This is a genomic window from Nocardioides sp. NPDC057577, from assembly GCF_042801335.1.
Classification (GTDB): domain Bacteria; phylum Actinomycetota; class Actinomycetes; order Propionibacteriales; family Nocardioidaceae; genus Nocardioides.
Map to the genome: position 1 here is coordinate 1 of NZ_JBHVGB010000230.1, position 7860 is coordinate 7860.

Genomic DNA, 7860 nt, shown 5'->3' on the forward strand with positions numbered 1-7860 from the left:
GTCCTGAGGTCACCGGGTGACCTCAGGACTCCCACGTCAATTCAGGCGACCTTCCTGGCTCTCGCGATCGCTTCCTGACTGCGCTTGTAGGGCTTGCGCCCCGGAGTTCTGGGGGTGTCCCGCGGTCTGCCGCTCTCCAGGAGGACGCCGCCCCACACGCCCCATTCACGCCGGGCGGTGCCGAGCTCGAGGCAGGTCTGCCGCATCGGGCATCCCGCGCAGACCTCCTGTGCCTCGGCGAGCTGGGTGAGGTCCTCGGGGTGAAAGAGCTCCGGGTCCTCGCCCACGCAGGCCCACTCGTCGGTCCGCGGAGTCGGGTGCTTCAACGTCAGCTCGTAGGTCTTGGTGCTGAATCCCTCTCCGAAGAGTGTGATGATCTCCATCTCGTTCACCTCCTGGTGATGCTGCTGGACATGAGAAAGGGCCGCTCCCGTCGATCGGAGCGGCCCTGGTGGGTGCGGTGAGCACCTACGGTCGTTGCGGCTCCATGCGCGCAAAGTCCACGCCCTGGACCGGTCGGACCAGGATGTCGTAGGTGGTGATGCATTCGCTCATGCCCTCAACGCTACTGACCGCACCCCTGCGCGGCCACTGGTTTGTTTGGCAGGGTGGAGGCATGGACGTAGCCGCCCGCACCGCAGCCAACCGCCGCCTGCTCGCCGACTTCTTCGACGGCCTCGACGAGTCCCAGCTGGAGATGCGGAGCCTCTGCTCGGCTTGGACGGTGAGGGAGGTGCTGGGGCACAGCGCGATGCCGTTCTCGGTCGGGATCGGCCGGCTGCTGTGGCGCACGATGCTGGCCCGCGGCTCCATCGACCGGGCCTCCGCCGCGATCGCCGAGGAGCAGGCTCGCCGGCCGGTCGACGAGCTGACCGGGCTGCTGAGGACGTACGCCACCAAGCGGGTGCCGGCACCCGGGGTCGGTCCGATGGGGCAGTTCACCGACCACTGCATCCATCTGCGTGACTGTGTCCGGCCGCTCGGTCTCGACACCGACGTCTCGCTCGAGGACTGGCGCGCGGTGCTCGACTGGTTGCCGACCAGGCAGGCCTCGCTCGGGGTGGTCCCGGCCGGACGGCTCGACGGGCTCGCGCTGCGCGCGACCGACCAGGACTGGTCCTGGACCGCGGCCGATGGCTCGGACGAGGAGGTCGCCGGTCCCAGCGAGGCCCTGGCGATGGCGCTCTCCGGCCGGTCGGTCGCGCTGGTGGATCTCGACGGACCCGGGGTGGCGACGTTGCGGAGGCGGATCGATTGACCCGGGTAGGCTCCGCGGACGTGGAGGCTCCTGGTCGGATCTGGTTCGGGTACATCGCCGCGGTGGGGATCGCGGTGATCGGGCTGATCACCCTCGACCCGCTGGCGTTCGGCCTGGCGGTCGCCGTGCTGGTCGCGACGGTGCTGGGGGAGAGGTACCGCGGTCGGCAGATCGCCCTCGCCGCCGCCGCGCAGGACCCCGACCTCCCCGAGCTGGTCGCCCGGTGGGCCCGCGGCTGGGCCTACGCGCGGGGATGCCCGCGCCCCGCGACGGTGCCCGGAGGCGTACGCGTCGAGGTGGGACAGCCCGGGCGCCAGGTCGAGTGGGTGGCGACCGACGGCGCGGATACGCTCGCCGGGCTCGTCGACAGCGCCCGGGCCACGCCCGAGGCGTGGCTCTCGGTCGTGACCGAGTCGCCCGCGGGCGTACGTCCCTGGTTGGTCGAGGCCGGGCTGGTCACCGACGACCGCGAGGAGGCGCTGATGTCGATCGACCTCGCCGACCATGCGTCCCGCGAGCTCCCGGAGGGCTACCGCGCCGAGGTGGAGCGCGACGGCGGTGTCATCACGGTGACGGTGCGCGCGGGTGAGGCTGCGGCCGCGGACGGAACGATCGCCGTGATCGGCACCGACGCCGTCGCCGACCGCATCCGGACCGACCCAGACCATCGGCGCCGCGGGCTCGGCGGCGCGGTGATGAGTCTGCTCGTCGCGGCCGCTCGCGAGGCCGGTGCGGGCCACGGCCTCCTGGTCGCCAGCGAGATGGGCGAGCCGCTCTACGCCGGCCTCGGCTGGCGCGCCGAAGCCCGCCTGGTGACCGCGCGATCACCGGCGCCGGACACCTCCGTCGAGTCCCGGCGCGGTCAGCGCGAACTGTGATTGAGTGTCGCCTATGAGCGACGACGCCGTCATGGCCCCCGACAACCCTGAGCAAGAGGCAGAGGTTGCCGCGTTCTGGGAGGACGTGAAGCATCACGCCCACCTGAGTGCCGCCCCGGGCTACTTCGGCGCGTCCCCGCTGGAGGCGCTGCAGCCACCGGCGTGGGGGTTCGGCGGGACGCCGGAAGAGGCAGACGGGCTGCTCGAGCTCGTCCTCGAGGGAGTGAAGACGGCGACGGCCACGGCGCAGTGGGACTTCGAGAGCGGCGAGGAGCCGTTCCCGACCGTGGGCGGCATGAGCATCATCCTCGACGGGTCCGGTCATCCGCGGGCACTGATCGCCACCACCCAGGTCGACGTCGCCCCGTTCCGGGAGGTCCCTGAGGAGTTCGCCCGGCTGGAGGGTGAGGGCGACCTGTCGCTCGAATACTGGCGCGAGGTCCACGAACGCTTCTTCACCGAGTTCGCCGGTCCCGACCACGAGTTCAGCGAGGACATGGCGGTCGTGATGGAACAGTTCGAGCTCGTCTGGCCGAAGCCGGACTGACCCGAGAGCTCGGATGCTGGGCCATGACACCGACTGAGCTGACCGAGCGGGTACGAGGGATCTGCCTCGGTTTCCCGGAGAGCGCCGAGCGGGTCACCCATGGGTCGCCCGGCTTCTTCGTGAAGAAGCAGTTCGTGATGCTGTGGCCGCAGGGCCATCACGGGCGGGACGAGCCGCATCTGTGGGCGGCCGCGGCGGCGGGAGTGCAGACCGAGGTCGTCGGTGACGATCCCGAGCGCTTCTTCGTACCTCCCTACGTCGGTGGCCGCGGCTGGGTCGGGATGCGGCTCGACGGTGACGTCGACTGGGGTGAGGTCGCCGAGATCTGCGAGGACGCCTACCGCCACATCGCGCCGCCACGGCTGCTGCGTGGCCTGGACCGGTAGCGTACGGACATGCCCAACGTCGCCGTCCCGGTCGCTCGGATCCAGCGCTGGGTCGACAACTTCGCCGGGCGCCACGGCCAGACCCGGCTCGCGGTCGACTCCGGTGCGCTGACCGGTGCTGCGGCCGACGGTTCCTCGTTCATCGCGGCGCTGCCGTTCGAGAGGACATACGCCGGGCCGGCCGAGGTCGAGGCGTTCATCGACGCCTCGGCGGCCCCCCGGGCCTGGGGCCTGCTGCTGGTGCGCAAGGGCGGCTTCGCGATCGCCCGGATGAGCGGCGGCGAGATCGCCGACCACAAGATCGGGCGCCGGCACGTCCAGGGGAAGACCAAGGCGGGTGGCTGGAGCCAGCAGCGCTTCGCCCGGCGCCGGGCCAACCAGGCCAGCGCTGCGTACGAGGCGGCGGCCGAGCACGCCGCCCGGATCCTCGACGGGCTGCGAGGTCCGCTCGTGACCGGCGGCGACCACGGCGGCGTCGACGACGTGCTCGCGGATCGGCGGCTTCAGGCGCTCACGGTGACCGGGCTGTGGCTGGCGGTGCAGGACCCCAACCGCGCGGTGCTCGATCAGGCCATCGAGGAGGCCCAGAAGGTGCGAATCGAGGTCCTCAACGCCGACAGCTGACGCCTCAGGGGAGCTGCCAGACTCCGGGTGAGCCCTTGATCATCAGGCCGTCGGTCAGCAGCGTCTGGCGGGCGCGTCGCGCCGCGTAGCGCCAGCGGAGCTCGCCTTCCGGGGTGGTCTCGAAGTCTCCGGGCAGGAGGCTGTCGGCCAGCTGGCTCTCGAGCTCGTCGAGGACGTCGTCGGCGGACATCGAGCCGCCGGCGGTCTCGAGGATCTCGAGGATGAGCGGCGCGAAGGCGGCCGGCGGGGTCCACTTGCGGGGAGCCGACTTGGTGACGACCTTCGGCGCGGTGGCCGTCGTGCTCGTCGTGGTCTTGCGCACCCGGGTTGCCGGCTTCTTCACTGGAGCCGGAGCGGGCGGGGCCGGGGGCCGCCCATGGATGCACTGTGACTTCGGCAGGTCGCACAGCTCGCAGTAGTCAGTCTCGGACATCGGCTCAACCATATCGGCCCCAGGATCAAACTCAGCATCCCGTCATCGCATCTGTCATGGCCTTGCGGCGGCGAGTGCCGTTGCGACCTGCGAGGATGCGCTACTTTGGCAAGCATGTGGCAGCCCGACCCAGGGTGGCTCGTCCTCCCCGGCGGCACCGGACCCTCCACGCTGGGGGTCTGGCGCACCGCCGTGGGCGAGGAGCAGGAGCCGGTCGTGGTCAAACGACTCGGGCAGCCGGGGACGTACGATCCGGCCGAGCTGGGCCGCCGGCGCCACTTCGCCTACTGGCGGCGGGCGGCCGACGTCGCCACCTCGGGGCTCGTCGAGGACACCCCGGGCATGATCGGCGCGCACACGAGCGTCGCCGAGGACGACGAGGGCATCACCCTGACCACCGAGTGGGTCGAGGACGCCGCCAACTCCGGGCTCTTCGCCGCGCTCTCGATGGGCCGCTTCGCCGGCGCGGACCTGGGCGAGGTGCGCTGGCTGGCGCGCGACCAGTTCCGCGACCGGATGGCGCGGGTGGAGTACAACGGCGGCTGGCCGACCATGATGCGTACGACCGCCGCGGACATCGCCCACACCCTCTGGGAGCGGCGCGGGCGCTTCACCAACCTCCTCGACGAGCTGCCCCAGGTCGCCCAGCACGGCGACCCGGCGCCGCAGAACCTCCTCGGCCGCAGCGACGACGGCGAGCGGCTGATCGCGATCGACTGGTCGAGCCTGGGCCACGGACCCGTCGGTGGTGACCTCGGGCTCTATCTGCTGCACGCCCGGGAGTCGTTCGAGCCACTGCTGGAGGCGTACGTCCTGGGGCTGCCCTCCGGCGTCGCGACCCGTGAGGAGGTGAAGCTCGGTGCGCAGATCAGCGCGGTCTACACCGCGCTGAGCCGCGCCGAGTGGGCGCTGAGCCGGATCACGCCGGGGGAGGGCCCGCTGCTCGCCAAGTTCCGCCACCCCGCGGTCGCTCCCCACCTGCGGAACCTGCAGCGGCAGGCGCCGCTGGTGGAGGCGCTGCTCGAGATGTGAGGTTCTCGCTCGACCGGCGAGACCTACGGGTTGTCGAGATCCCGCGCCTTGAACGTGTCGCAGCCGGCGATCGAGTCGGGGGTGGTCAGGCCCTTCCGGAACCAGGCGATCCGCTGCTCGGAGGAGCCGTGGGTGTACTGCGAGGTGTCGACGCGGCCGGTCGTCCGGGACTGGATGTGGTCGTCGCCGACGGTCTTGGCGGCGGTGATGCCCTCGGTGATGTCCTGGTCGGTGATGTCCTCGACGAACCCGTCGCCCTCGGCGGCCGCGGTCCACATGCCGGCGTAGCAGTCGGCCTGCAGCTCCAGGCGTACGGCGTCAGACTCGGGACCCTGCTGGGTGCGGACCTGGCCCATGGTGCCGAGCAGGTTCTGGATGTGGTGGCCGTACTCGTGGGCGAGCACGTAGGCGCGTACGAAGGTGGTGTCCTGCCCACCGAGCTGCTCGAAGATCGAGTCGAAGAACGTCGGGTCGAGGTAGATGGTCTCGTCGGCCGGGCAGTAGAACGGGCCGACGGCGCTGGAGGCCGAGCCGCAGCCGCCGGTCTGGACCTGGTCGGCGAAGATCACCACGGACTGCTCGGGACGGAACCGGCCGGAGAGATCGGGCTGGGAGTCCCAGTAGCCGGTCATCGAGTTCTCCAGCGCCACGAAGGCGCAGTTCTCGTCGGTGTTGGCGTCCTCGCCGGTCTCGCACGATCCGAAGTCGCCGGTGTCGCCGCCCTCGGCCGCCTCGATGCCGCCGAAGGTGCCGGTGCCGACCGACGTCGAGCCTCCGCTGTCGCCGAGGACCTGCGGCCCGACACCCATGCACTGGGTGACGAGGAAGAAGACCAGGAGCAGGATGACGGTGCCGATACCGCCGCTCGCCTTGCCTCCGGGGATCGGGATCCGGCCGCCACCTCCACCGCCGAACCCGCCACCACCGCCCCCGCCGGAGGTCCGGCTGGTGTCGAGTCTGGCCTTCGGGTTGAACCGCATCTTGTCCCCCTGGAGGTGGTGATGTGTGGGACCGAGTGCCCCGCCCATACACTAGTGACGGAGATGATCACTGCCCATGACCTAGAAGTCCGCGTCGGCGCCAGACTTTTGATGGAGAACGTCACATTCCGAGTCGGACCCGGCGACAAGGTCGGGCTCGTAGGCCGTAACGGCGCTGGAAAGACGACCCTGACGAAGGTGCTCGCCGGTGACCACCTGCCCGCCTCCGGATCGGTGTCCAACACCGGCGAGATCGGCTATCTGCCCCAGGACCCACGGGTCGGCGACCCCGAGGTGATCGCCAAGGACCGGATCCTGTCCGCGCGCGGGCTCGACGATGCCGTACGCCGCATGCGGATCGCCGAGGAGGAGATGGGATCGGATGATCCCAACGTCCGCGAGAAGGCGATGAAGCGCTACCAGCGCGCCCACGACGAGCTCGACGCCGGCGGTGGCTACGCGGCCGAGACCGAGGCCCTGCAGATCGCCCAGTCGCTCGGCATCCCCGACCGGATCATGACCCAGCCGCTCAAGACGCTCTCCGGCGGTCAGCGCCGCCGGGTCGAGCTGGCGCGCATCCTGTTCTCCAGCGCCGAGGTGCTGATCCTCGACGAGCCGACCAACCACCTCGACGCCGACTCGATCATCTGGCTGCGCGACTGGATGAAGTCCTACAAGGGCGGCTTCATCGTGATCTCCCACGACAACGACCTGCTCGCCCAGACGGTCAACAAGGTCTTCCACCTCGACGGCAACCGCGAGGTGATCGACATCTACAACATGCCGTGGAAGCAGTACCTGACCCAGCGCGAGACCGACGAGGCCCGGCGCAAGCGCGAGCTGATGAACGCGCAGAACAAGGCCAAGACGCTCACCGACCAGGCCAACAAGATGCGTGCCAAGGCCACCAAGGCGACCGCCGCGCAGAGCATGCTCAAGCGTGCCGAGAAGATCATGGCGGGCGTCGAGGGGGAGCGGCAGCAGGAGAAGGTCGCCGCGATCAAGTTCCCCTCGCCCGCGCCGTCCGGCAAGACTCCGCTCACCGCTCACGACCTGTCGAAGTCCTACGGCGGCCTGGAGGTCTTCACCGCGGTCGACCTGGCCATCGACAAGGGGACCCGCGTGGTCATCCTCGGTCTCAATGGCGCCGGGAAGACGACGATGCTGCGCATCCTGGCCGGCGTCGACGCCTCCGACACCGGTGAGGTCGTGCCGGGGCACGGGCTCAAGATCGGCTACTACGCCCAGGAGCACGAGACCCTCGACACCAAGCGGTCGGTGCTGCAGAACATGCAGTCCTCGGCGCCGCAGCTGACCGACACCGAGGCCCGCACCGTGCTGGGTGCGTTCCTCTTCTCCGGCGACGACGTGCACAAGCCCGCCGGCGTGCTCTCCGGCGGCGAGAAGACCCGGCTGGCGCTGGCCTCCCTCGTCGTCTCCAAGGCCAACGTGCTCCTGCTCGACGAGCCCACCAACAACCTCGACCCGGCCTCCCGTGAGGAGGTGCTCAACGCGATCCGCCGCTACGAGGGCGCGATCGTGCTGGTCACCCACGACGAGGGTGCCGTGCACGCGCTGGAGCCCGACAAGGTGCTCATCCTGCCCGACGGTGTCGAGGACCTGTGGAACGAGGAGTACGCCGACCTGGTCTCGCTCGCCTGAGGCCGAGTCGGCTCAAACTGACGAGATCCGGCGCCGAGTCGGCTCGTCCTGACCGGATAC

Annotated in this window: 10 protein-coding genes; 7 read left to right on the forward strand and 3 right to left on the reverse strand. The window is 70.3% G+C overall.

The annotated features are described in order from the left end of the window. Window positions 1-41 precede the first annotated feature (41 nt). The gene (locus ACFU7D_RS27325) at window positions 42-383 is read right to left on the reverse strand and encodes a WhiB family transcriptional regulator (protein ID WP_378873284.1); all 342 of its coding nucleotides are present in this window, start codon (window positions 381-383) and stop codon (window positions 42-44) included. A 233-nt stretch (window positions 384-616) separates the two neighbouring features. Here ACFU7D_RS27325 and ACFU7D_RS27330 point away from each other — a divergent pair, with 233 nt between their 5' ends. Genes ACFU7D_RS27330 through ACFU7D_RS27350 form a run of 5 tightly spaced genes read left to right on the forward strand, consistent with a single transcriptional unit; the run spans window position 617 to window position 3693 of the window. Then, a complete protein-coding gene (locus ACFU7D_RS27330; protein WP_378873286.1) occupies window positions 617-1258 on the forward strand; it encodes a maleylpyruvate isomerase family mycothiol-dependent enzyme in 642 nt (213 codons plus the stop codon). A 20-nt stretch (window positions 1259-1278) separates the two neighbouring features. Next, window positions 1279-2136 (forward strand): GNAT family N-acetyltransferase, encoded by an 858-nt coding sequence (locus tag ACFU7D_RS27335; protein WP_378873288.1) that lies wholly within the window; start codon window positions 1279-1281, stop codon window positions 2134-2136. A 13-nt stretch (window positions 2137-2149) separates the two neighbouring features. After that, window positions 2150-2683, forward strand: a complete 534-nt coding sequence (locus tag ACFU7D_RS27340; RefSeq protein WP_378873290.1) for an ASCH domain-containing protein — start codon at window positions 2150-2152, stop codon at window positions 2681-2683. A gap of 23 nt (window positions 2684-2706) precedes the next feature. Next, a complete protein-coding gene (locus ACFU7D_RS27345; protein ID WP_378873292.1) occupies window positions 2707-3069 on the forward strand; it encodes an MmcQ/YjbR family DNA-binding protein in 363 nt (120 codons plus the stop codon). Between the two features lie 9 nt (window positions 3070-3078). Continuing rightward, window positions 3079-3693 (forward strand): acVLRF1 family peptidyl-tRNA hydrolase, encoded by a 615-nt coding sequence (locus ACFU7D_RS27350; protein WP_378731851.1) that lies wholly within the window; start codon window positions 3079-3081, stop codon window positions 3691-3693. 4 nt (window positions 3694-3697) lie between these two features. Here ACFU7D_RS27350 and ACFU7D_RS27355 read toward each other — a convergent pair whose 3' ends face one another. Beyond that, on the reverse strand, window positions 3698-4126 hold the full coding sequence (locus ACFU7D_RS27355; protein WP_378873294.1) for a hypothetical protein: 429 nt from the start codon (window positions 4124-4126) through the stop codon (window positions 3698-3700). Window positions 4127-4240: 114 nt separating this feature from the next. Here ACFU7D_RS27355 and ACFU7D_RS27360 point away from each other — a divergent pair, with 114 nt between their 5' ends. Then, window positions 4241-5158 carry a phosphotransferase gene (locus tag ACFU7D_RS27360; RefSeq protein WP_378873296.1) on the forward strand — a complete coding sequence of 306 codons (918 nt, stop codon included), beginning with the start codon at window positions 4241-4243 and terminating at the stop codon, window positions 5156-5158. Between the two features lie 23 nt (window positions 5159-5181). On the opposite strand, the gene ACFU7D_RS27365 is transcribed toward ACFU7D_RS27360, so the two are convergent. Continuing rightward, window positions 5182-6138 (reverse strand): neutral zinc metallopeptidase, encoded by a 957-nt coding sequence (locus ACFU7D_RS27365; RefSeq protein WP_378873298.1) that lies wholly within the window; start codon window positions 6136-6138, stop codon window positions 5182-5184. A gap of 63 nt (window positions 6139-6201) precedes the next feature. Between ACFU7D_RS27365 and ACFU7D_RS27370 the strand changes: the two genes are divergently transcribed. Next, the gene (locus ACFU7D_RS27370) at window positions 6202-7800 is read left to right on the forward strand and encodes an ABC-F family ATP-binding cassette domain-containing protein (protein ID WP_378873300.1); all 1599 of its coding nucleotides are present in this window, start codon (window positions 6202-6204) and stop codon (window positions 7798-7800) included. The last annotated feature ends 60 nt before the right edge of the window (window positions 7801-7860 follow it).